This is a genomic window from Desulfovibrio sp. (assembly GCF_019424165.1).
In the GTDB taxonomy this organism is placed as follows: Bacteria; Desulfobacterota; Desulfovibrionia; order Desulfovibrionales; family Desulfovibrionaceae; genus Desulfovibrio.
Genome location: NZ_JAHZAA010000003.1, coordinates 155,194 through 177,166, shown reverse-complemented (window position 1 = coordinate 177,166; position 21,973 = coordinate 155,194). Strand labels below are relative to the sequence as shown.

Below are 21,973 nucleotides of genomic sequence, written 5' to 3'. Positions count from 1 at the left end.
TGCCGCTTTTCCGGCAGCGGCCGGAGCGGCCCCGGGCAGCACTCTCAGAGCAGCCTGATGAGTACGGCGCCCGCTGATTACCTATGAGCGGGCGCGCCGCTCAGGCGTAAATGCAGTTTAGCTGCGCTGCCAGGTGCCGTAACCTTTGAGAATGTATATTCTTAAAGGTAGGCTACGCTAGATGTCCCTGTACCGTCCGCCGTTGGCGGCCGAACTGACCAGATGTGCATAGCGCCGCAGCACGGCATACGGACTGCGTTTTTCCACCGGCTTGTGGGCTGCGCGGCGGCGCTCAAGCTCAGCTTCGTCCACCATCAGGTCAAGCTTGCGGCCGGGGATATCGATATGGATCATATCGCCTTCCTGTACAATGCCGATAATGCCGCCGTCCGCCGCTTCAGGCGAGATATGCCCGATAGCCGCGCCGTTGGTGCCGCCGGAGAAACGGCCGTCCGTCAACAGGGCCACGTCCTTGCCAAGCCCCATGCCCGTGATGGCCGACGTCGGCGAAAGCATTTCGCGCATGCCGGGTCCGCCTCGCGGCCCTTCGTAGCGGATGACCACGCCGTCGCCGGGTTTGATCTTGCCATCCAGAATGGCGGCCATAGCTTCTTCTTCCGATTCAAAGACCCGCGCCCGCACATCGCGGCACATCATTTCCGGAGCCACGGCAGACTGCTTGACCACAGCGCCGCCGGGGGCGAGGCTGCCGCGCAGAATGGCTATGCCGCCCTGCCGGGAATAGGGATTGTCTACACTGCGGATAACGTCTCCGTCCAGCACGCGGGCGTTCATGTCGCTCAGGTTTTCGCCCACTGTACGCCCGGTAACGGTCATACAGTCCTTGTTGATCAGGTTCAGCCTGTCCAGTTCGGTCATGACAGCGGGGATGCCGCCGGCATTGTCAAGGTCGACCATATAATGGTGACCGGCAGGGGAAAGTTTGCACAGATTGGGACTTTTGCGGCTCACCTCGTCAAAGATGTCCAACCCGAGATCAAGCCCGGCCTCGCCAAACACAGCGGGCAGGTGCAGCACCGTATTGGTGGAGCAGCCCAGGGCCATATCTACGGCAACGGCATTGGCTACCGCCTTGGGGGTCACGATATCCAGCGGGCGGATGTTGCGCCTGAGCAGGTCCATAACGCGCATGCCCGCCGTCTTTGCCAGGCGGATGCGCGCCCCGCTCACGGCGGGAATAGTGCCGTTGCCGGGCAGGGCCACGCCTATGGTTTCGGCCAGGCAATTCATGGAGTTGGCGGTAAACATGCCCGCACATGCACCACAGCCGGGGCAGGCGCGCTCGGCCATGTATTCCAGTTCTTCTTCGCTCATGGCACCGCTGCGCACCTTGCCCACGGCCTCAAAGACCGTGATAAGGTCGCCGCGTTCGCGCGGGCCGATATTGCCGGGCAGCATGGGGCCGCCGGAAACCATGACCGAAGGGATATTCAGGCGCATCATGGCCATCAGCATGCCGGGTACGCATTTATCGCAGTTGGGTATGAAAACCAGGGCGTCAAAGGCGTGGCCGCGCGCCATGATTTCTACAGAATCGGCAATAAATTCGCGCGAGGGCAGCGAAAAACGCATGCCTTCATGATTCATGGCCAGGCCGTCACAAACGGCAATGGCCGGAAACTGCAAAGGAGTACCGCCAGCCATGCGTACTCCGGCTTTTACCGCGTCGGCCAGAGCATTAAGATGTAGATGGCCCGGCACAACCTCGCTTGCTGCGTTGACCACACCTACCAGCGGGCGGTCCATTTCTTCCCTGGTCAAACCGAGTGCATAAAGCAGGGAACGGTGAGGGGCTTTTTCAAGGCCGGACTTCATTTTTTTGCTGCGGCTCTCATCCATGGCGGCATCCTTACGTTGTAATAACGGGTTTTCCCGCACCAAGCGCGGCGCGGGCAACTTTTTTATGCTACGGTAAAAGACCGCGTGCGTAAATACACGCCCGACAAGGCCGGGCGGGCAGCAGCCCCTGCCCGGCGGCAACACGCGGGAGTTTTTTTTCGCTGAAAGCCCACGCGCTCTTGAGAGCCGAAGGGAAGTGAGCTAGTTTCCGTGCATGCAAAGCTCCACTCCCACTCTGGCGCGCCGCTATATCTTCAAGCTTTTGGCCAATATTGCCACCGTGCCGGTTTATCTGGTTATGGAGGCCATATTGCCGCGCGCTCTGGGGCCGCAAATGTACGGCAACTACAGCTTTGCCACCAACCTGTTCCAGCAGTTCACCGGCTTTCTGGATATGGGAACCTCCACCTGCTTTTACAACGCCCTGTCGCGCAGGCAGAACGAAACCGGGCTGGCGGCCTTTTACGCCCGTGTGACTGTACTTGTGATGGGCATCATTCTGCTGGCGGCCCTGGCCTTGCAAGCTCCTCTTCTGGGCGACCTGCTCATGCCTGACGTACCCCTGTGGCTGGCGCCCCTGGCGGCTCTATGGGCCTTTCTTACCTGGTGGGGCCGGGTACTGCGCTCAATGAACGACGCCGTGGGGGCCACCGTGGCGTCAGAAATGGTACGCACCGTTGTCTCGCTTTTTATGGTGGCCCTGCTGGGCATCATGTTCTGGCAGGACTGGCTGAACATACACACGCTTTTTGCGCAGCAGTATCTTATGCTCGGCCTTATGGCCCTCGGCTACTGGCTGGTAACACGCCGCCACTGGCGCAGCCGCGAGGTGGCCGTGCGCTTCAGCCTGCCTGCGGGGCAGGGCAAGGCCTACAGCCGCGAATTTTTTACTTACAGCCACCCTCTTTTTATACAGGCGCTGCTTTCCTTCCTTCTGCTTACGGCCGAACGCTGGCTTTTGCAGTGGTTTGACGGCAGTGTGCAGCAGGGATTTTTTGCGCTGTCGCAAAAAGTCAGCATGGCCTGTTTTTTGTTTGTGTCAGCCATGACGCCCCTGATCATGCGCGAACTGTCCATCGCCTGGGGGCACAATGACCGCGAGGCCATGGGGCGGCTGCTCACGCGCTTTGCCCCCCTGCTCTATGTGGTTGCGGCCTATTTTTCATGCTTTACGCTTATGGAAGGTTCGGCGCTGGTAGATTTTTTTGGCGGCGCGGAATTTGCCGCCGCCACCCTGCCCGTGCAGATCATGGCCCTGTATCCCCTGCATCAGGCATACGGCCAACTGGCGGGATCGGTCTTTCATGCCACCGGGCGCACGCGCGTGCTGCGCAACATGGCGGCCCTTGAATGTGTTTACGGCTTCACCGCCGCATGGTTTTTGCTGGCCCCACCGGAATATATGGGCCTGAACCTCGGCGCGGTGGGCCTGGCCATAAAAACCGTGGCTGTGCAGATCATTACCGTCAACGTCTACCTGTGGCTGGCATCACGCTTTCTGCCCCTGAGCTTCTGGCGCAACCTGGCCCACCAGGTATGGAGCCTGGCCGTGCTGCTGGGGTTGGCATGGCTTTGCCGTGAAGGCACACTCATGGCCGGTCTGGGCGATGTGGACACATTTTCGCGCTTCTTGATATCCGGCGTGCTGTACAGCGTGGGTACGGTGCTGCTCTGCCTGAGCCTGCCAGCGGTGCTCGGCCTGTCGCGCCAGGACCTGCGCGAACTTGTGGCCCGCGTTAAAAAGTCCCGGCAAAAATCCGCCTGAGCCGCCTGAATTTTCATGCAGCCGGGCGGCGCTACCGCCAGACTACGGCGGACAGTTTCAGGATGCCGCTGCAACAGGCACACGGTGCGAATAATCGACGTTACACGGCAAAAGGCCCCGCTGCACGCAGCGGGGCCTTTTGCTTTATACCGGGTCGAGCGCGGCTTCAGCCATGTCCGTCCCAATGCCAATCCGGGCCGATCCAACCTGGTTCAGTCCGGCCTGGTTCAATCCGGCCTGGTTCAATCCGGCCTGTGGCCGGTCTGTGGTTAGCCCGGTCAGGCCCAAACCGGACCTGACCGGGCTGTACAGAGAATACGCTTACGCGCCCGAGCGCAAACCGGCGATGAGTTTTTCAAGATCGCGGGCCTGCCGGGCCAGGTCCGCAATGGCAGCCGTGCACTGGCTCATGGCCTGATCTGTGGCGGCGGCAATATCGCTGATGGAGTTGATGGCCCGGTTGATTTCCTCTGAGGTGGCCGACTGTTCCTCTGCCGCTGTGGCAATGGAGTGTACCTGGTCCCCGGCGTTTTCCACCATATGGACAACCTGGGCAATGGCCTCGCCCGATCGGTGAGCCAGGTCCGTAGCTTCGCCCACGCGCTTGCCCGCTTCTTCCATCTGGTTAACGGCCGCCGTTGTCCCCTGCTGGATGCCGCCGATGGCCTGACGCACCTCGGTAGTGGCCTGAGCCGTTTTTTCGGCCAGTTTGCGCACCTCGTCGGCAACCACGGCAAAGCCGCGCCCGGCTTCACCTGCGCGCGCAGCCTCAATGGCGGCATTGAGCGCCAGAAGGTTTGTCTGGTCGGCAATGTCGGAAATAACGCCCATGACGGTTCCAATGCCCTGCGCCTGACGGCCGAGGTCGCTCATGATGCCTGTCATGCGCGCGGCTTCTTCGTGGATGGACTGCACGGCAGCGGTTACCTGCGTAACCAGGTGCGCGCCGCTCTGCGCCTCCTGCTTGGCGGTATTGGCGCTTTGCGAGGTAGCTGCGGCATTTTTTGCCACTTCCATAATGGTTGCGTTCATTTCTTCAACGGCGGTGGCCGTCTGGTAAACGCGGGAGCTCTGCTCGCGTGCGCCCTGGCTGGAATGGTCGATCTGCTCTGAAAGACGCCGCGACGCCCCGGCCATTTCTTCCACCAGTTGTGATGCTTCGGCGGCGGCTCTGGCTATGGTCTCGTTTTGCGCTTCAATGCGGCTTTTCTGATTGTATATCTCGGTCAGGTCATTCCAGAAGGCGATGGAGCCAAGAAGCGTGCCGTCAAGATTGTAGAACGGCGTGGTGTGCACGGCGACGCGCAGCTTGCGGCCTGAAGGCGTCGTGTGGTCAAACTCCAGCGACAGGGTTTTGCGCTCCATAATGGCCCGGTCTGACAGGGTTTCCCGACCGGCATCACCGTAGAAGAACAAACCGGAACGCTGCCCGATCCAGGAATCGCGCGGGCCGCTTTTTTCCAGCAGACGGCATATTTCGTCATTAACCCAGATCATGTTGAAATCCGGCCCCACAATGCCGCAAGGGGTGGGAATACCATTCAGCACGCCCTGCGAAAAACCGAGGCGCTGCTTGAGATCTTCAACCATGTCGCGCAAATGACCGGCAAAGGTCGCCATTTCAGCCCTGAAGCGGCCCTGCATTTGCGCCTTCAGGTCGCCTGAAGCCACTTTTTCCGTAAAGCTGGTCAGCGCGCGCAGCGGCCTGAACACAAAATGCTGGTTGATATAGGTCAGCAGCCCGGCCAGCAACGCTATGGCTGCCAGCCCCACGCCGCACAGGACCAGGCTCTGCTCCGTGGCGGGGGCCGCCAGTTCGGCATCATAGGCGCTCATGCACACAAGCCAGCCCGTAGCCGGAATGGCCGCTACAGTCATGAATTTCTTTTCGCCCTCCCACGGGTACTCGATAACACCCTTCTGGGCCTTCAAGGCCCTGGCGATAAAATCTTCGCCCGAAAGGTCTTTCAACAGCAGCTTTTTGTTTGTCCCGTGGGCGATCAACCGTCCCCTGGTGTCCAGCGCAAAGCCGTAGCCCCGGTGGCCCAGGCGTATGGGGTCAATGGTCTTGGCGGTAAAGTCGCTCCAGCGCGGGCATACGGACACAGCGCCGAGCAGGCTGCCGTCAGGGGCGTAAACCGCCTTGGTCACCACATACACCAGCATGGTGGGGTCAGTGGTGGCGCCCATGACGCTGCCGCTGAAGGCCAGATCCTTACCGCTGAAAATGGCCTTGCTGTAGTCGCGGTCAAAACGGTCCCCGCCGGTCATATCAGTCAGCGCGGCGTTCAGCCCCGCCACAATGCGCCCTTTGACGTCAAAAACAAAAAAAGACCAGTACGAGGGAAAAGATTTTACGTAGGTGTGCAACATCCGCTGCACTTCCTCCGTAGCCCGGGGTGAGCCTGCCAAGGCCTCCCGCACGTGCTCTTGCCCCGCAAGAATCGTCGCCACGTCCACAGACTGCTCAATATAGTTCTGGGCAGACTGCGCCACAAGACGGGCCGTCTGATCCAGGGCTTCGCTTTGGACTCCCGAAACCATACGGTACGACGACAAGGAAACATATGCGATCAGAACCGCAATAATGATGAAAATGGATGCTGTTATGGAAACTGTGCATATGGTGTTGATGCGTATCTGTCGCATTATGCGCCCCCTGACGCTGAGGTGAACAAAGTCTTAGCCATGTATGACAGCCCCGGCTTGTTGACAACCATTTTTATTATAAAAAAATAGATAATTAATGGCATTCCACATACAAAACACCATATATACGGCATTGCACAAGGCCATGCCGCTGGTCTCACATCCAGTATCCACCGGAAACCTGAACCGTATGAAACGAGGTAATGACTTAAATCGTTGCCCGCAGGAAAAACATTAGTACTTGTACAAAAATTCCCGGCGCAGCCTGCCCGGCGCGCCGGATGCGGATTTTTTATGGCATTACGCGCCGTTTCATGATTATATGGGCTGGCTTGGCAGAGACGGCCCAAGGGCAGCCCGTGAAGGCATTTAAACAGGAGGGTGGCATGAGTACACATGTAACGTGGGCACTGGTGGGCTTTGGCATCGCCCTGCTTTTTACCTGGGTGCACCATATGCTCAAGAAGCGGGGCTTCAAGTTTTTCTGGTACCACCCGCTCTTCACAGGCCTGTTCCTGCTCTTCATCCTCTATCTGCTGGAACGCATCTTTGCCGACCTTTCAGATATTGAGGTACAGGAAAGCTGGAATATGCTGACCTATCTCGGTATTCCCCTGGCCGCTGCGGCCATATTCTTTCTGTACCGCAGCATCAAGGGTAAAAAGCGCGAATAAGCCGCGCCGCACAGGCGGCACACGGCCATATATTTCATACGCCTGGTTGATCGGCGTACGCAGAAAACGCGGGAGAAGCCCCGCGTTTTCTGCGTTTCGGCATAGCGTTTGCAATACTATGCCCGGCAACCATGACACATTCTAGCAAACAGCGAAGGCGCTGCGCCGCTGCACACGGCCCAATCCCTGCCAGCGACGACAAGCACCCCAAAGCCCCGCTACCCAGTGTCGATCTTTGAATAAAATATCCGCTCCAACGAAAACATCCCCCCACAAAAAAATTTCCCCCATGCCCGCAAGAATGCAGCCGGATCCTGTCTTAACGGGTAGAAAAATATATTCTACTTTTTAGTAGAAATTTGTATATGCTTCTATATTAGCATATTACGCTATTTTTTTGCTTTTTATATAAATCCATATGCATTTTTTTAGTCATATTTCTACATTATCGTATATTTATTTAACGGCCATGCCAAAGGCTCATTAATGTAAACACTTAATAATTTTAACTGGTTGTATAACCATACAATGAAAAGCATCTTCATTTTCTTCTTCAGAGACAAAAAACTTCGATTCTGAAAAATTAATAAATTAAAATAGACTATTGTATACGTTAATTCAATATTTCACAAACAAGGCAGGCCTGTCCATCAAAACACTTATTCACATTTCGAAAATAAAAAAACTACCAAATGTCAACTTTCGACCTTTTTGTAGCTTTTTATCAGGCCAACTTGGCCCGTGAGGGATCTTTTCCAAACCACTGTGTAAATATATCTATCATTTCAGCCGGATCCTCGCTGTGGAACTTTTCTTGCTAAGGAGCCTGCATGGGGCAAGCCCCTTCCATCCTGCACGTAAACCACCGGGAGGCTTTCATGAAGTTGTTCAAGTTGGTGACCGCCTGCGCCTTGTCGCTTTTTGTAGGGCAGGCGGCCCTTGCGGCAGAAAAGCCCATCAAAATCGGCTTCCCCATCCCCCTTACGGGCGAAATCCCCAAGGTGGGCGAAGGCTCCAAATTTGCGGCCGAAATGCTGAAAGAAGAAATCAACGCCAAGGGCGGGCTTAAGGTGGGCGATAAGTATTACCCCCTCGAGTTCATTTATGAAGACAACGAATCCAAGCCCGAATCCGCCGTTAACGTGACCCTCAAGCTCATTGCGCGCGACAAGGTACACGCCATCGTAGGCCCGCAGTCTTCACGCCAGGCCGTACCGGCCGGGGGCGTGGCCAATGATGAAGAAGTCCCGATGATCACCCCCTGGTCCACCAACCCCGACGCCACCAACGACCGCCCCTGGGTCTTCCGCGGCGCGTTCCTTGATCCCTTTCAGGCCCCGGTGGCTGTAGACTTTGCCACCAAGCAGTTCAACGCCAAAAAGGCCGCTGTGCTTTTTGAAGTCTCTAACGACTATTCCAAGGGCCTCGCCGACAATTTTAAAGAAGCTTTTGAAAAAACACACGGTAAAGGCTCTGTGGTGGCTATGGAATCCCACGGCCCCAAGGATCAGGATTTTTCCGCCCAACTGACCAAGATCATCGCAGCCAAGCCCGACTTTATTTTTGTACCCGAAAATTACAGCTTTGCGGCCCTGATCGTGCCGCAGGCCCGTGACCTCGGCTATAAGGGGCCTTTCATGGGTTCTGACGCCTGGGGCTCGGCAGAGCTGTTCAACCTTCGCGGCAAAGACTGCGTGGGGCAGTATTTCTCCACCCACTATACGGCCGAAGGGGCAACGGGAAAAACCCGCGAATTCATCGACAAATACAAGGCCAAGTACGGCTATGTGCCTGACGATGTGGCCGCCCTTACCTGGGATTCCATCAACATCGTTCTTCAGGCCATCCAAAATGCCGGCAAGATTGATCCCGATCTCAAAAAGCAGCGCAAGATCATCCGCGACAACATGGCTGCCATTGAAAACTTTGACGGCATCACCGGCAGCATGAAATTTGACGACAACGGCGACCCCATAAAGTGCGCGGTTATCGTCCGGGTAACTGACAGCGGCAGCTTTGCCTTTGTGGAATCCGTCTGTCCCAAATAGCCAGACCTGCTGACAAGCCTGGGATGGCAGGCCGTGAGCGCCCGCGGGGGGCGGGCGCTCACGGCACACACTGCCCGAGGGCCTTTACGGCACGGAAAGCGCGTACGGGCCAAGGCCCGTCCCCCTGCGCATCCGTATGGCCGTACCCGGCCCCAACCGCTCATACCGAATCGGGTGCCCTATGGATTTCTTTTTGCAGCAGATGCTTAATGCCCTGCAATGGGGCAGTTTTTATGCGCTGATAGCCTTGGGCTATACCCTGGTATACGGGGTGTTGCGCCTTATCAACTTCGCGCATGGCGATATTTTTATGGTCGGTGCGTATATCGCCTTTTTTGTTTCCACCTGGCTCATTTCCACTGACGGTATGGGTCTGCCCCAGCAAGCCGTATTGTGGCTGACCATTCCCCTGACCATGATGCTTACCGCCTTTGTGGGGGTAACCATTGAGCGCGTGGCCTACCGTCCTCTGCGCCGCAAGGGCGCGCACCGCCTGTATGTGGTCATTACGGCCCTTATGTGCGGGCTTATTCTTGAAAACGGCAACCTGGCCCTGCTTGGCGCCACCAAACGCAAACTGCCCGAACTGGTAGACAAAACAATCTATTCTTTCGGCCCGCTGGTGGTCACCAATCTGAAGCTCTGGGTTATTGTGGCTGCGGTTCTCGTTTTTCTTGTTCTGCAAACCATTGTCACGCGCACCAAGGTGGGCATGGCCATGCGCGCCGTCTCCTGGGACCGTTTCGCCCTGCCGCTTATGGGCATCCCCCTGGACAGCGTCATTGTGGTCACCTTTATTCTCGGCTCCGGCATAGCGGGACTTGGCGGCATGCTTTTCGCCATGTGCTACCCCACACTTGAGCCTTACATGGGGGCCATGATCGGCTGGAAAGCCTTTATCGCTGCCGTGGTAGGCGGCATAGGCGACATACGCGGGGCCTTTGTGGGCGGCTTTTTACTGGCCTTTGTGGAAATTATGGTGGTAGCATTTCTGCCTTCCACCTATATGGATCTGTTTTCTTTCACCATTTTGCTGCTCATTCTGTGGATGCGGCCCACAGGCATTTTCGGAACCCCCCAAACGACCAAAATATAGCCGGAGTCAGAGATGCTGCTCACCATTGTGCAAATAGTACTCGCAATCTTCGCCCTGCTCTGCTTCGGTTATGCCATCAAGCGTGTCGTCACCTGCAAAAAAACCGACTGCCTGCTTTTTATGGTCGTCGGCGTACTGCTCATCTGTGCAGAGCAGTTTTCGTGGATAGACGGTTACTGGCTGTCCGTGCTCAAGTTTATGGGCATCAACATTGTTTTTGCCGCCAGCCTCAACCTGGTTAACGGCTATATGGGCGAATTTTCCTGCGGGCATGCGGGTTTCATGTGTGTAGGAGCCTATGTGGGGGGGCTTATCTCCATCATCCTGTTCACCAACAACAAGCTTATGGGCGCGCCCCTGTTGCCTCCGGAACTGGCCCCCCTGCTCTTTCCGCTGGTCATTATTGTGGCGGGCGGCGTGGCGGCCATATTCGGCCTGCTGGTAGCCCTGCCTTCGTTCAAGACGCGCGACGACTATCTGGCCATCATTACCATCGCGGCCAACTACATCATCATAGCCCTTATCATCAATATTGATGTGGTGGGCGGGCCGCGCGGCCTTTCCGGCATGCGCGGCGTGGTGCGAGCCATGGAGGGTGTGGCCGACCTGCCGTGGATGATGGTGTGGGTGGTACTGCTTGTGATGGTTTCCATCATGATGCTTTACCGGCTTGTGAACAGCACTCTCGGCAAGGGTATTCCGGCTGTATGCCAGAATGAGGTTGCCGCAGAAATCATGAGTGTGAACACCAAGAAGGTGAAACTTGTGGCCTTTATGGTGTCCGCGGGCATCGCGGGCATGGCCGGGGCTGTTTACGCCCACATGTTCAGTTCCATCTACGCCAACAGCTTCGGCATCATGAAGTCCACCGAGGCTATGGTCATGGTTTATCTGGGCGGCATGGGCTCCCTTTCCGGCTCGGTGCTGGCGGCCATACTTTTTACCCTGCTCATCGAGGTGCTGCGCTTCGCACTGCCTGCCCTGAGCGACCTTTTGCATCATCTGCCCTTTGTTCCTGACAGTTTCATGATCAGTCAGGAATGGAAGTGGGTGCTTATCCCCCTTATCCTTATCCTGCTTATGCAGTTTCGCCCTGAAGGGCTGCTGGGCGGCCGCGAACTTACCCAGGTCTTTCCCCGGCTGAAAAGGCTGCTTGCCCCGGCCCGCGTGGAATAGACAACGCGGGCGTCACGGTTGTGCGGATACGTATTCAATGACTGACAACGTACTGGGGGCGAACCTTGGCACTGCTTGAAATGAAAGACGTAACACAGCGCTTCGGCGGTCTTATCGCGCTGTCCTGCTTCAACATACAGATAGAGGACCACAGCCTCACGGGCCTTATCGGTCCCAACGGCGCGGGAAAAACCACGGTATTCAACCTGGCCTCGCATTTTTATCACGCCACTGAGGGCGAAATCACCTTTGCCGGGCACAAATACCAGCCCAAACTTGCGCCGCATGAGGTGACCACTATGGGCATGGCGCGCACCTTTCAGAACATCCGCCTGTGGCCCGGCATGACCGTGCTGGACAATATCTGCGTGTCGCAATACAGCCGCCTGGGCTACGGCCTGCTGGACGCATGGTTCAATACGGGCCGCTACGGGCGCGAGGAAAAGCGCGTCAAAAAAAAGGCGGCGGAAATTCTGGAGGTTATGGAGCTGGGGCATGTGGCGGAAGAACTGCCCAAAAACCTTCCCTACGGCCTGCAGCGCCGTGTGGAGCTGGCCCGCGCCCTTTCCACAGATCCCAGGCTGCTCTTGCTGGACGAACCGGCAGCCGGGCTCAACTCGTCTGATGTGGACGGCCTGATCAAGCATATCGGCTGGATTTACGACCAGTTCAAAATTGCCATATGGATGATCGAGCACCAGATGAAGGTGGTCATGTCGCTTTGCCAGCATATTACCGTGGTGGAATTCGGCCAGACCATCGCCAGCGGCACGCCGCAGGAAATCCAGAACAATCCCGATGTCATCAAGGCCTATCTGGGCGACGAGAACGTGTAGGGGGCATCATGCTGCTTGAAGTGGAAAATCTCTATGCGGGCTACGGCAAGATAGAAGCCTTGCACGGCATATCCTTTCATGTGAACGAGGGCGAGATAGTCACCCTCATCGGGGCCAACGGGGCGGGAAAATCCACCACGCTCAAGGCGGTCATGCGCCTGCCCCCGCCGGAATCTCCCTCGGTACTCAGCGGCGACATCCGCTTCAAGGGCGAGTCCATACTCAAAACTGAGCCGCACAACGTGGTGGCGCGTCTCAAAATGGATCTTGTACCCGAAGGCAGGCATATTTTCGGCAACCTGACCGTGCGCGAAAACCTCAAGCTTGCCACCTGGACCCGCAAGGACGGCGGCGTGGAAAAAGACATGGACAGGGTTTTTGACCTTTTTCCCCGTCTTAAAGAGCGCATACACCAGCGCAGCGACACGCTTTCCGGCGGCGAACAGCAGATGCTGGCCGTGGGCCGCGCGTTGATGACAAGCTGCTCCGTCATCCTGCTGGACGAGCCGTCCATGGGGCTTTCACCCCTGCTCATGTATGACATGTTCCGCACTTTCAAAAAGCTCAACAGCGAAGGGCTCACCGTCATTGTGGTAGAACAGAACGCCCGCCTGGCCCTGCAGGTGGCTGACCGCGGCTATGTGCTGGACACCGGGGGCATTGTGGCCCAGGGAACCGCCGCGGAGCTGGCGGACACACCGGAAATAAAGGCCGCCTATCTGGGCGCATAGCTGCTTCGCACCAACGGTAAAGGCGGCCCCGCCTTGTTGGGAACATCAGCGGGCGACCAAAACCGGAACTGCCGGAAAAGCAGAAAAGCCGTTACGGCGCAACTGCACAGACTCCATAAAAAGCATGATCTTCCGGCATGGCCTGCCGCCGCGCCGGAAGATCATGCTTTTTCCGCCCCCAGCCTGTATGGGGCAGGGGCGATGCCGTGCCGGGCCTGTACCCTGCCCAGCGGGCGGGTGTATGACGGCCCCGGGCGATTCCGGCCAGCAAAAGTCCGGGGATAGCTCTTTCCGTATACAGAAAGCGCGCAAAGGAGTATGCTGAATCCATCGGGTTCCCCCGAAAAACCGGAGAAACCAAGGAGAACGCATGAGCCAAGAGCAATCCGCCAATCCCGCCCTGGGCCAGCTTACCCAGTGGCTTCGCCAGCGTCATACCCAGGTCATGCAGGCCGAAGCACAGGCCCTGCAATATCTTGACGCCAATGATACCCCCGGCCATAATGCCGCCATGCGCCAAAAGGCCGAACTGCTGGCATCAATGGCCGACGATGCCAAACCCATGCTGGAATTCCTGCCCGGCGAGCTGCGCTTCAACGTGGCCCTGGCGCTGGAAAATTTTTCAGCCAGCGCGCGCACGGCCCTGCGGCTTGACTCCATCTTTTATATGGGCGCGCTGCTTTACCCGGATGATCATCGCAAAGGCGAGCCGGACAACCTGACACTGTGCATCGAACGCATGGAAAAAGAAGGCGCGGACTTCCGCCCGAGCTAGCGCCGCGCCAGCAACACGCGCTGCGCGAAAATAACGCACACGGCATGGCGGCAAACAGCTTGCCAATACTTTTTACGAGCTTATTTACCACTACGGGCCGCCGTGCGGCGTGCCTGTTACCGCCCCGCAAGGGGCATGGCACCGCCCGGCATAAGGCCGCGCGGCATCAGTAATCTCAAGGAGAATCTCATGACGCGCACCCTGAATCTGCCCGATCTTCCGGCGCTGCTCAAATTATCCCTGCTGCCCCTCCTGGCCGCCATTGTTCTTATGGCATCCCCGGCGCAGGCCATGCCCGGCATGGGCGGCGGAGGCGGCATGGGCGACAAGTTCGACCAGATGGACACCAATAAGGACGGCAAGGTCAGCCGTGAAGAGTTCAAGGCGCTTTTCCCCAACATGCGGGATGAAGCCTTTGTTGCCATTGACCAGGATGGCGACGGCTTTATCTCCCTTGATGAATGGAACGCCTTTATGAAAGACCACTCTTCCGGCATGCGTCCCAACCGTGGCATGGGCGACGGCCCCATGGGCGCGCCCGGTGACCCGATGATGCCCAATCCGGGCAACCCCGATCTGCCGCTGGTTACACCGCCCAATGGCAACTAAGCGCTCCGGCCCGGCCCTTTCCGCGCCCCGGCGTTCCGCAGGGAATGCCGGGGCCGCTTCCGTCTCCGGCCCTGACAGCCTGCACCGGCAGCCCCTTTTTGTCCCTATGAGCGCGGAAGAAATGCGCGCCCTCGGCTGGGACTGTCTGGATGTGCTTTTCGTCACCGGCGATGCCTATGTGGACCACTCCTCGTTCGGCAGTGTGCTGCTGGCCCGCTGGCTCATCCACCACGGCTTTCGCGCGGGCATTGTGGCCCAGCCCCGCTGGGAAAATCCGGATGACCTGCTGGTTATGGGCAGGCCGCGCCTGTTCGCAGGAATCAGCGCAGGCGCTCTGGATTCCCTGCTGGCCCACTACACAGCCTTTCGCAAAAAGCGGCATGATGATGCCTATACCCCGGGCGGCAAGGCCGGAGCACGGCCCAACAGGGCCTGTCTTGTCTATGCCAACCTGGCGCGCAGGGCTTTTCCGGGCCTGCCGCTGGCCCTCGGCGGCATAGAGGCCAGCCTGCGCCGGGTGAGCCATTATGATTTCTGGACAGATTCCCTGCGCAAGCCCATCCTGATGGACGCCAAGGCCGACCTGCTCATCTGGGGCATGGGCGAATACGCCACGCTTGAGTACGCCCGGCGGCTTCACAAAGGTGAAGACACGCGCGGCATCCCCGGCACAGCCTGGCTCGACAGGCTCGAGCAGACACCGGAAGGCCCCCGCCCGGCCAGCCTGCCGCTGGAGCTGGCCCAAACACCGGCCGTGCCGTTGCCCTCGCATGAAGACATCCTGGCCGATCCCGTACAACTGCTTGTCATGACTCAGGCCCTGGAGCGCCAGGTGCACAGGCTGGACGCCTGGGCTTTTCAGCCCGTGGGCGACCGCGCCCTCATGCTGGCCCGCCCCGCGCCCCCGCTGACAACAGAAGAAATGGACGCCCTGTACGAAATCCCCTTTACCCGGCGGCCCCACCCAAGTTACCGCGAGCCCATACCGGCGGCAGAAATGATGCGCACCAGCATTACCAGCCACAGGGGCTGCGGCGGAGGCTGCTCTTTCTGCTCGCTGGCCCTGCACCAGGGCCGCCGCATCAGTTCCCGCTCTGAAGACTCCATCCTGGCCGAAGCCCGCAGGCTCGGACAGGAAAATATGGAGCGCGGCAAGGGGCCGGTAGCCATATCAGACGTGGGCGGCCCCACAGCCAACATGTGGCAGGGCTACTGCGCCCTGGACCGCATGCGTGAACGCAGCAGCGCAAACCGCACGGGTTCACCTGCCCACCCCCTGGCACAGGCCGGGGCGGAAGAGCGCAATACAAGCCGCTGCCGTCGCACAAGCTGTTGTTATCCTACTATTTGCAAATTTTTTACCACTCCGCAGGGCAAGCATGTGGGCCTGCTGCGCAGCGTGGCAGCCCTGCCTGAAGTCAAACAGGCCCGGGTTGCCAGCGGTGTTCGGGCCGATCTGGCCCTGCGCGATGCCGCCGCCCTGGCTGCCTATACGGGCGAATTCACGGGCGGGCAGCTCAAGGTGGCGCCCGAGCATTGCGCAACCGGCGTCTTGAGCCTCATGCGCAAGCCGCCGCTGGAAGTTTTTGAAGCCTTTCTGGCAAGCTTTATCCGCCAGAGCAAGGCCGCAGGACGCGAGCAGTACGTTGTACCTTATCTTCTCAGCGGCTTTCCCGGCTGTACGGATGATGATATGCGCACCCTTTCCAACTGGCTGCGCGAGCGCAACTGGAATCCCCGCCAGACCCAGTGCTTTATCCCCACGCCCGGAACCATCGCCACAGCCATGTTTTATTGCGGCAAGAATGAAGCCGGAGAAGACATTTATGTGGCCCGCACCGATGCCCAGCGCTTGCGCCAGCACGGCATACTCATGCCTGAGCGCAGCAATGCGGAAGGCAGACGGCCAGCCAGATCCGGCCCAAAAAACACTGCGGGCAAAGAAGGCACAGCGGGCAAACGCACTGCCCCGGGGCGGGAGCACGGCGAAAAGCGCCACAACGGCAACAAGGCGGAACACACGCCGGGCAGCGGCCGCAGCCGGGGAACAAACCGGCCCGACCGGCCTGCCAGGCCGGACCGTTCCGGGCGCACGACAGAACAGCGTCCGGCCCACGAAGCAGAACGCACAAGGGATAAGAAATCCGGCCGAGGCAATGACCACGGTCAAAAATCCGGAAAATTTCCCGTCCCCGGACGCCGCGCCTGAAGCACAGGAGAACAGTCATGCCCAACATGCTCGAAGACAGGCTCACCCGGCTGGAAGAGCTGACATTTTTTCAGGAAGAACGCATCGAAAAACTGGATGCCGCCCTCACGGCGCAGCAGACGCAGCTTGATGCAGTGGAAAGGGAGCTGGCCGACGCCCGCCTTGTTATCCGCGCCCTGCGGGACAAGCTGACCCAACAGCCGGAAAATACATTGCCGCCCCATTTTATGCCGGAGCGCTGGTAGGCGCTGCTGGCAGAAGCACAGCAAGCCGCACCAGAAGAAAGCATGATAAGAGCCGCTGCGCCACAGGACGAAACCGCCATACGGCAATGCGCCCGCCTGGCCTATGAGGGCTATATCCCGCTCATGGGCCGTGAGCCAGCCCCTATGGCGGCCGATTTCGCCGCGCAGATCGCGGCCGGGCTGACGCACGTCTGTCTGGGAGAAGATAACGCGGTACAGGGCTATATTGTTTTCTACCCCCAGGGCAACCACATGCTGCTGGAAAGCGTGGCCGTGCTGCCCGAAGCCGCCGGCCGGGGCATGGGCAAGGCGCTCATTGCCTTCTGCGAGAATGAAGCCCGACGCCTGGGTCTCAGTACGGTACGCCTGTACACCAACGAAAAAATGACTGCCAATCTCTCCATCTACCCCCGCCTGGGCTATACGGAAACCGGCCGTTGCCTTGAAGATGGCTTTAAACGTGTTTTCTTTGAAAAACGCCTGGGGTAGAGCAGAATAGCGTTAAAACACTTCACATCTCAAAGTTGTTATTCTGCCGAAATGCACTCTTCGGCAAAATCCACACCGTGTTACAACGCGCTTCACTCTCGTGCAGCGTTTGCGCATGTAGTTTTTTTCAAAGCTAATGTGCGCGAAACAGACAAGGCCGGCTTCGGCGCGCCCTGTCCGGCCGGGCCGGTAAACAGGCACGACGCTTGTGCCTCTTTGGCAAATGCCCGCCGCACAGGCGCCCCACGGAGGCACTGGGGGGCAGTCCAAACAGTGACAGTTCAAAAAATCCCGCCCCTCGGTTGAGAGGCGGGATTTTTCAGATATTGTTCACTGCGGCTCAGAGCATATTCACGTTGAGCCTGCCTGACGGCGGCGCATCCGGGTTTGTCGGGGCGGCGCTAGCGCCTGTTTTTCAACCACCTTGCGGCAGGGGAAAGGCCCGGCATACCGGCGGAGCTTCACCATCCGGCTGCGGTCTTTTATAAAAACCGCAGACAGCGGCTTTAGAAACCGAAGCCGTCGGAGTTGGCGCCGGAAGCACCAAAGCCGAAATCGTCAGGCACGGCGCTTTCGTCCATGGCTTCAGCAACGGCCTCGTCGCCGGAAGCGGCAAGAGCGGCTCCAGCGCCGCCAGCCATAACCATGCCCTTGAGTCCGTCCTTGATGGCGTCTTTGATATTCACAAGCAGGTCGTCATGATTGATGGCAACCTTGCCCTGGAATTCGGCCACCTGACGGCGCAGGCCGCCCATATCAGCATTCATGGCCTTGATCTTGGCTTCCAGCTCATCCACTTTTTTGGACAGGGCCTCGGCGCGGGCTTCGGCAGGCTCGAGAACGCGCACGCGCTCTTCAAGGGCGGTGGCAGCCGCGGTCTGCGCGGCCAGACTGTCGTATGTTTCACCAAGGTAATCAACTATATGGTCAACCATAGCCTTGGTATGCCCGTCCATGGCGGGCAGAGAAACATTATCACCAAGCAGGCTTTTGCCGTTATTCACAAAAGCGTCCCAGGACTGCCCTTCTTTCCATTCCAGTTCCGCAAACTTGGGGTAGCAGTGAGCCAGCCAGGTGGCGGCAAAGGGGCCAACGGCCCTGGCGCAGGTATCACAGACGATGGTACGCCCGGCCACAAAACCGGCAATTTCCTTTACGTCCACGCCTTCCTTACCCACAACGAGGGCAAGCACGGACTCCACAGGAAAAACTTTGCGAGATGTATCGGACATGGCGGCCTCCTCCTCGGAGATCGTAATTTTATTCAAAAAAACCTTAATGCCAACAGTGCACACTCTGTCGGCGCTCCCGGGGACCGGCCGCCGGGAGCGCCGCGCCAACTAGCTTCTGCCGTACATGCGGGCGTACAGCAGGGCCGCCGTGCGGTAGACAAAGTGTCCGAGCTTGGACCAGGGCAGATAGGCAAAGAGCATCCACACAAAAACCAGGTGCAGGTAGTACACCAGGAATGCAGGCACAATGGTGTCCGCCAGGCGGAAGCACTGCGACAGCACACCGGTAACCGCCACCAGCCAGATGATGCCCAGCAGGTACCAGTCGTACCAGTTGGATCCCTGGAACTTGGGGTTCAGGCGCAGACGGCGCACCGTAAGAAAACCCAGACCCAGCAGCAGCATGAGCGCGCCGATGTTGGCAAGAATTTTCACCGGGAAGGTCAACGGCATGGGCGTTTCAAAGTGTATGATGGGTATCACCTTGCCGCCCCAGTGGGCGAAAGCCACTATGGCGGTTACGCAGGCCAGGATGGCAAAGCTCCACACCAGCAGAAAGTGTCCGTACTTGCGGCTGGGGGTATCCTTGCCCGTGGCGGGGCCGTCTTCGCAGTCGTCAAACTTGCGGTGCGTGATGATTTCATCCCACAGCACGTCCCACAAGTGCCATATCCAGCATTTTGTTTTGCCGATGACGGTCGTTGTGCCTTCAGGCCTGAAGAGCGCCCACAGCTTCATGACGCCGCGCGCCAGAATGAACAACGCACCAAAGAACGTCAGTATGAAGATGGGGTCGATGGTGTAGTCGCCGTAGAATATCTGGCCGAATACAATGCGGCCGTCGGCAGCGCGGGGGAACCACTGGCCGCCGTTGAATCCGGCGCGGATCCACCATACCACAAGCCATATGACAGCAGGAATGCCGAAGAGAATGGGCAGGCCCGAGGGCTTGCTCATCCACTTGCCCACCACCGTGGGTTCGGTCAGGTCCTTGTAAATGACGTTGCGCGCCGCACCCATAAGGTCGGCGGGCTTGGCGCCGCGCGGGCAAAGGTCAGAGCAGTTGCCGCAATTGTGGCAAAGCCACAGGTCGATATCTCCACGCAGTTTGTCCTTGAGGCCCCAGGAGGCCCACACCATTTCCTTGCGCGGATAGGGCGCATTGGCAGGAGACAGTGGGCATGCCACCGAGCATGTGGCGCACTGGTAACATTTCTTGAGGGATTCACCCCCCGCCTCTTCCAGCGCCCTGACAAACTCCAGATCAGGTTTGATGGTAATTTGTGCCATTGCTGCCTTCCTCCTACATGCCCTTGAACGGGTTGGGGCCCATGGCCACGATGCGATCCACAAAGCCGTCAATTATGGCGGGAACCTTGTCGTATTCGTCAATGGCCACTTCAAGCAGTTCCACACGCTCAGGTTCAACGCCCAGACGGTTAAGCGTCTCGGCGATATTTTCCTTGCGCTTGGCGCAAATTTCCGAACCCTTCACAAAGTGGCACTGGTAGTCATCGCCATACTTGCAGCCCAGCAGCATCACGCCGTCATAGCCCTTGCTCATGGCGTCAGACACCCATATGGCGTTGACCGAGCCAAGGCAGCGCACGGGAATGATGCGGCAATAGGGGCTCCAGGGCTTGTGGCGCTCACCGGCCATATCAAGGGCAGGATAGGCGTCGTTTTCGCAGGCCAGAATGAGCACGCGGGGGCCCTCCTTCTTGAAGTCCTTGGGCACCTGCACTTCACGGATCATGGAGCCGATCTGGTCAATATTATAGTTGGCGAAGGAGATGACGCGCTCGGGGCACGCGCCGAAACAGGTGCCGCAACGGCGGCAGCGCGTGGGATTGAGCCTGGGCGTTCCCTTTTCGTCGTCGTCCAGAGCGCCGAAGGGGCATTCTTCAGTGCAGCGTTTGCACTGGGTGCAGCGCACCATATTGAACAGGGGGTAGGAAAGATCCCCCGAACGCGGATGCACAGACACGCCGTGGCTGGATGCCTCAACGCACTGCACAGCCTTGAGCACCGCGCCCTTGGCGTCTTCTTCGCAGGCGTCCATAGTAAGGGGCTGACGCACGCAGCCCGCCGCGTACACACCGGTGCGGCGCGTTTCGTAGGGGAAACAGATGTAGTTTGAGTCGGCAAAGCCGTCAAACAACTGCAAGTCCGGAAAATCCGGTCCCTGGCGGTAGTCAAAATGGATGGTCACGTCTTTGGCCGTGGTGGGCACAAGGCCCGTAGGCAGAACAACCATGTCCACATCAAGGTCAAAGTCCATGCCGAGCAGGGTGTTTTTGCACTCCACAACCATGTGGCCGCCCGCTTCGCGGATGTCGGTCACATCGGCCTTTGTCATCATGACGCCCAGGCGCTCCTGCATTTTCTTGTAGAAGCGTTCCAGAATGCCGGGAACGGTCATGTCCTTGTACAGGATAAAGGCCTGACAGGCATCATTGGTCTTTTCACAGACCGTATTGGCAAGGCGCAGCATACCCACACTGTTGACAGCGTTGGAGTAGGACAGGTGACGCAGGCTTTCGAGGTCTTCTTTCACAAAAACCGCTTCGCCTGCCTCAGTGTCGGAAGCCGCAGCCGCGGCGGGCTTTTCATCTCCGGCGGCCGCGCTTTCTTCGGCAGCCTGGGCCACGGCCTGCTCAGCCATGGTGGTATCGAGCACAAAAGCAATGCGGTTGGCCTTTACCTGGTCGGCCACCAGCATTTTGCCGAACGTGGCCGCATCAACCACCATGGGGCTTTTGCCAAGACCCATGGGAGCCAGGTATTTCTGGTCAAGGGCAACCCAGCCCGTAGCCAGCACCACCGCGCCCACTTCCACTTCCACAGGGCCGGAAGCCGTGGCAATCACGGCCTTGAATTCGCCGGGCTGACCTTCCAGCTTTTCCATGCGGGAATTCATGTGGACCTTGATTTTGGGACTGCCCGTAACCTCACTGACCTTGGCCACGAGGTTTGTGGGCTGCTTGTCCGTCCAGGGCGAAACCAGGGGAGAGGCCATGGGAATGTTGTTGGCAGCGCCGCCGAGCCTGTCGGCTTTTTCTACCAGCACCACCTCATACCCCGTGGCCGCAGCTTCCAGAGCCGCCGTAAGGCCGGTCCAGCCGCCGCCGATCACCAGAATGCGCTGCACGCCCGTTACCGAAGCGGCTTCGGGGGCTTCGCTCTTCTGCAATTTTACCACGCCCATATTCACGTAATCGCGGGCCATGAGCGTCAGCAGTTCGGGTGCGCTGGCAGAATCAACGGGCGTTCTGTCCGGATTCTTGTAGGCCTGCACGCACTGCTCACGCAGGTTCACATGTTCCACCTGCACGGGCAGACGGTACAGTTCGCCGTCCACACGAGGGGAAGCGCCGCACAGCAGCACGCCGTCCAGCCCCTGGGCCTCGATATCGGCCCGAATTTCATCCACGGCCAATGCCAGCACGGGAACCACCTTGACCACGGCAGTGAGATCGCCCCACTTTGCCGAGGTCTGCGCGGCAAGCGCCTCGATATCAAGGCCGCCGCCAATGTTCTGCTGGTCAAAATAGACGCCAATCTTACCGGACATGCCGC

Annotated in this window: 17 protein-coding genes; 12 read left to right on the top strand and 5 right to left on the bottom strand. The window is 58.6% G+C overall.

Annotated elements, in window-relative coordinates:
- Positions 1-177 precede the first annotated feature (177 nt).
- A complete protein-coding gene (ilvD, locus tag QZ377_RS02770; RefSeq protein WP_291439318.1) occupies positions 178-1,860 on the bottom strand; it encodes a dihydroxy-acid dehydratase in 1,683 nt (560 codons plus the stop codon).
- A 214-nt stretch (positions 1,861-2,074) separates the two neighbouring features.
- Between ilvD and QZ377_RS02765 the strand changes: the two genes are divergently transcribed.
- Positions 2,075-3,625: a lipopolysaccharide biosynthesis protein gene (locus QZ377_RS02765; protein ID WP_291439317.1), complete on the top strand. Its 1,551-nt coding sequence runs from the start codon at positions 2,075-2,077 to the stop codon at positions 3,623-3,625.
- A 321-nt stretch (positions 3,626-3,946) separates the two neighbouring features.
- Here QZ377_RS02765 and QZ377_RS02760 read toward each other — a convergent pair whose 3' ends face one another.
- Positions 3,947-6,274 carry a methyl-accepting chemotaxis protein gene (locus QZ377_RS02760; RefSeq protein WP_291439315.1) on the bottom strand — a complete coding sequence of 776 codons (2,328 nt, stop codon included), beginning with the start codon at positions 6,272-6,274 and terminating at the stop codon, positions 3,947-3,949.
- Between the two features lie 386 nt (positions 6,275-6,660).
- On the opposite strand from QZ377_RS02760, the gene QZ377_RS02755 reads away from it, so the two are divergent.
- The 11 genes from QZ377_RS02755 to QZ377_RS02705 all read left to right on the top strand — a co-directional run bounded on the left by QZ377_RS02755 (position 6,661) and on the right by QZ377_RS02705 (position 17,162).
- The gene (locus tag QZ377_RS02755; protein WP_015939118.1) at positions 6,661-6,948 is read left to right on the top strand and encodes a hypothetical protein; all 288 of its coding nucleotides are present in this window, start codon (positions 6,661-6,663) and stop codon (positions 6,946-6,948) included.
- Positions 6,949-7,826: 878 nt separating this feature from the next.
- Entirely contained in the window at positions 7,827-8,996 is a 1,170-nt protein-coding gene (locus QZ377_RS02750) for an ABC transporter substrate-binding protein (protein WP_291439314.1), read from the top strand.
- Between the two features lie 181 nt (positions 8,997-9,177).
- On the top strand, positions 9,178-10,092 hold the full coding sequence (locus QZ377_RS02745) for a branched-chain amino acid ABC transporter permease (protein ID WP_291439312.1): 915 nt from the start codon (positions 9,178-9,180) through the stop codon (positions 10,090-10,092).
- A gap of 120 nt (positions 10,093-10,212) precedes the next feature.
- Positions 10,213-11,268, top strand: coding sequence for a branched-chain amino acid ABC transporter permease (locus QZ377_RS02740; protein ID WP_291439352.1), 1,056 nt, complete (start codon positions 10,213-10,215; stop codon positions 11,266-11,268).
- A gap of 65 nt (positions 11,269-11,333) precedes the next feature.
- Positions 11,334-12,104 carry an ABC transporter ATP-binding protein gene (locus tag QZ377_RS02735; protein WP_291439310.1) on the top strand — a complete coding sequence of 257 codons (771 nt, stop codon included), beginning with the start codon at positions 11,334-11,336 and terminating at the stop codon, positions 12,102-12,104.
- Between the two features lie 8 nt (positions 12,105-12,112).
- On the top strand, positions 12,113-12,835 hold the full coding sequence (locus QZ377_RS02730; protein ID WP_291439308.1) for an ABC transporter ATP-binding protein: 723 nt from the start codon (positions 12,113-12,115) through the stop codon (positions 12,833-12,835).
- A gap of 370 nt (positions 12,836-13,205) precedes the next feature.
- Positions 13,206-13,610 (top strand): hypothetical protein, encoded by a 405-nt coding sequence (locus QZ377_RS02725; protein ID WP_291439306.1) that lies wholly within the window; start codon positions 13,206-13,208, stop codon positions 13,608-13,610.
- Between the two features lie 189 nt (positions 13,611-13,799).
- Entirely contained in the window at positions 13,800-14,219 is a 420-nt protein-coding gene (locus QZ377_RS02720) for an EF-hand domain-containing protein (RefSeq protein ID WP_291439304.1), read from the top strand.
- Complete coding sequence (locus tag QZ377_RS02715) at positions 14,209-16,428, top strand: YgiQ family radical SAM protein (RefSeq protein ID WP_365853931.1); 2,220 nt, start codon at positions 14,209-14,211, stop codon at positions 16,426-16,428. The genes QZ377_RS02720 and QZ377_RS02715 overlap by 11 nt, the downstream gene beginning before the upstream one ends.
- A 17-nt stretch (positions 16,429-16,445) precedes the next feature.
- A complete protein-coding gene (locus QZ377_RS02710) occupies positions 16,446-16,673 on the top strand; it encodes a SlyX family protein (protein WP_291439302.1) in 228 nt (75 codons plus the stop codon).
- Positions 16,674-16,715: 42 nt separating this feature from the next.
- Positions 16,716-17,162: a GNAT family N-acetyltransferase gene (locus QZ377_RS02705; RefSeq protein WP_291439300.1), complete on the top strand. Its 447-nt coding sequence runs from the start codon at positions 16,716-16,718 to the stop codon at positions 17,160-17,162.
- Positions 17,163-17,668: 506 nt separating this feature from the next.
- Here the strand turns inward: QZ377_RS02705 and QZ377_RS02700 are convergent.
- From QZ377_RS02700 to qmoB, 3 genes are all read right to left on the bottom strand, one after another.
- Entirely contained in the window at positions 17,669-18,394 is a 726-nt protein-coding gene (locus tag QZ377_RS02700) for a hypothetical protein (protein ID WP_291439298.1), read from the bottom strand.
- A gap of 108 nt (positions 18,395-18,502) precedes the next feature.
- Complete coding sequence (qmoC, locus tag QZ377_RS02695) at positions 18,503-19,684, bottom strand: quinone-interacting membrane-bound oxidoreductase complex subunit QmoC (protein WP_291439296.1); 1,182 nt, start codon at positions 19,682-19,684, stop codon at positions 18,503-18,505.
- Between the two features lie 13 nt (positions 19,685-19,697).
- Positions 19,698-21,968, bottom strand: a complete 2,271-nt coding sequence (gene qmoB / locus QZ377_RS02690) for a heterodisulfide reductase subunit B (protein WP_291439294.1) — start codon at positions 21,966-21,968, stop codon at positions 19,698-19,700.
- Positions 21,969-21,973: the final 5 nt, after the last annotated feature.

Excerpts from the sequence above, each read along its gene's own strand:
- ilvD (WP_291439318.1), bottom strand. The coding sequence starts at position 1,860 with ATGGATGAGAGCCGCAGCAAAAAAATGAAGTCCGGCCTTGAAAAAGCC.
- QZ377_RS02765 (WP_291439317.1), top strand. The coding sequence starts at position 2,075 with ATGCAAAGCTCCACTCCCACTCTGGCGCGCCGCTATATCTTCAAGCTT.
- QZ377_RS02760 (WP_291439315.1), bottom strand. The coding sequence starts at position 6,274 with ATGCGACAGATACGCATCAACACCATATGCACAGTTTCCATAACAGCA.
- QZ377_RS02755 (WP_015939118.1), top strand. The coding sequence starts at position 6,661 with ATGAGTACACATGTAACGTGGGCACTGGTGGGCTTTGGCATCGCCCTG.
- QZ377_RS02750 (WP_291439314.1), top strand. The coding sequence starts at position 7,827 with ATGAAGTTGTTCAAGTTGGTGACCGCCTGCGCCTTGTCGCTTTTTGTA.
- QZ377_RS02745 (WP_291439312.1), top strand. The coding sequence starts at position 9,178 with ATGGATTTCTTTTTGCAGCAGATGCTTAATGCCCTGCAATGGGGCAGT.
- QZ377_RS02740 (WP_291439352.1), top strand. The coding sequence starts at position 10,213 with ATGGTCGTCGGCGTACTGCTCATCTGTGCAGAGCAGTTTTCGTGGATA.
- QZ377_RS02730 (WP_291439308.1), top strand. The coding sequence starts at position 12,113 with ATGCTGCTTGAAGTGGAAAATCTCTATGCGGGCTACGGCAAGATAGAA.
- QZ377_RS02725 (WP_291439306.1), top strand. The coding sequence starts at position 13,206 with ATGAGCCAAGAGCAATCCGCCAATCCCGCCCTGGGCCAGCTTACCCAG.
- QZ377_RS02720 (WP_291439304.1), top strand. The coding sequence starts at position 13,800 with ATGACGCGCACCCTGAATCTGCCCGATCTTCCGGCGCTGCTCAAATTA.
- QZ377_RS02715 (WP_365853931.1), top strand. The coding sequence starts at position 14,209 with ATGGCAACTAAGCGCTCCGGCCCGGCCCTTTCCGCGCCCCGGCGTTCC.
- QZ377_RS02710 (WP_291439302.1), top strand. The coding sequence starts at position 16,446 with ATGCCCAACATGCTCGAAGACAGGCTCACCCGGCTGGAAGAGCTGACA.
- QZ377_RS02705 (WP_291439300.1), top strand. The coding sequence starts at position 16,716 with ATGATAAGAGCCGCTGCGCCACAGGACGAAACCGCCATACGGCAATGC.
- QZ377_RS02700 (WP_291439298.1), bottom strand. The coding sequence starts at position 18,394 with ATGTCCGATACATCTCGCAAAGTTTTTCCTGTGGAGTCCGTGCTTGCC.
- qmoC (WP_291439296.1), bottom strand. The coding sequence starts at position 19,684 with ATGGCACAAATTACCATCAAACCTGATCTGGAGTTTGTCAGGGCGCTG.
- qmoB (WP_291439294.1), bottom strand. The coding sequence starts at position 21,968 with ATGTCCGGTAAGATTGGCGTCTATTTTGACCAGCAGAACATTGGCGGC.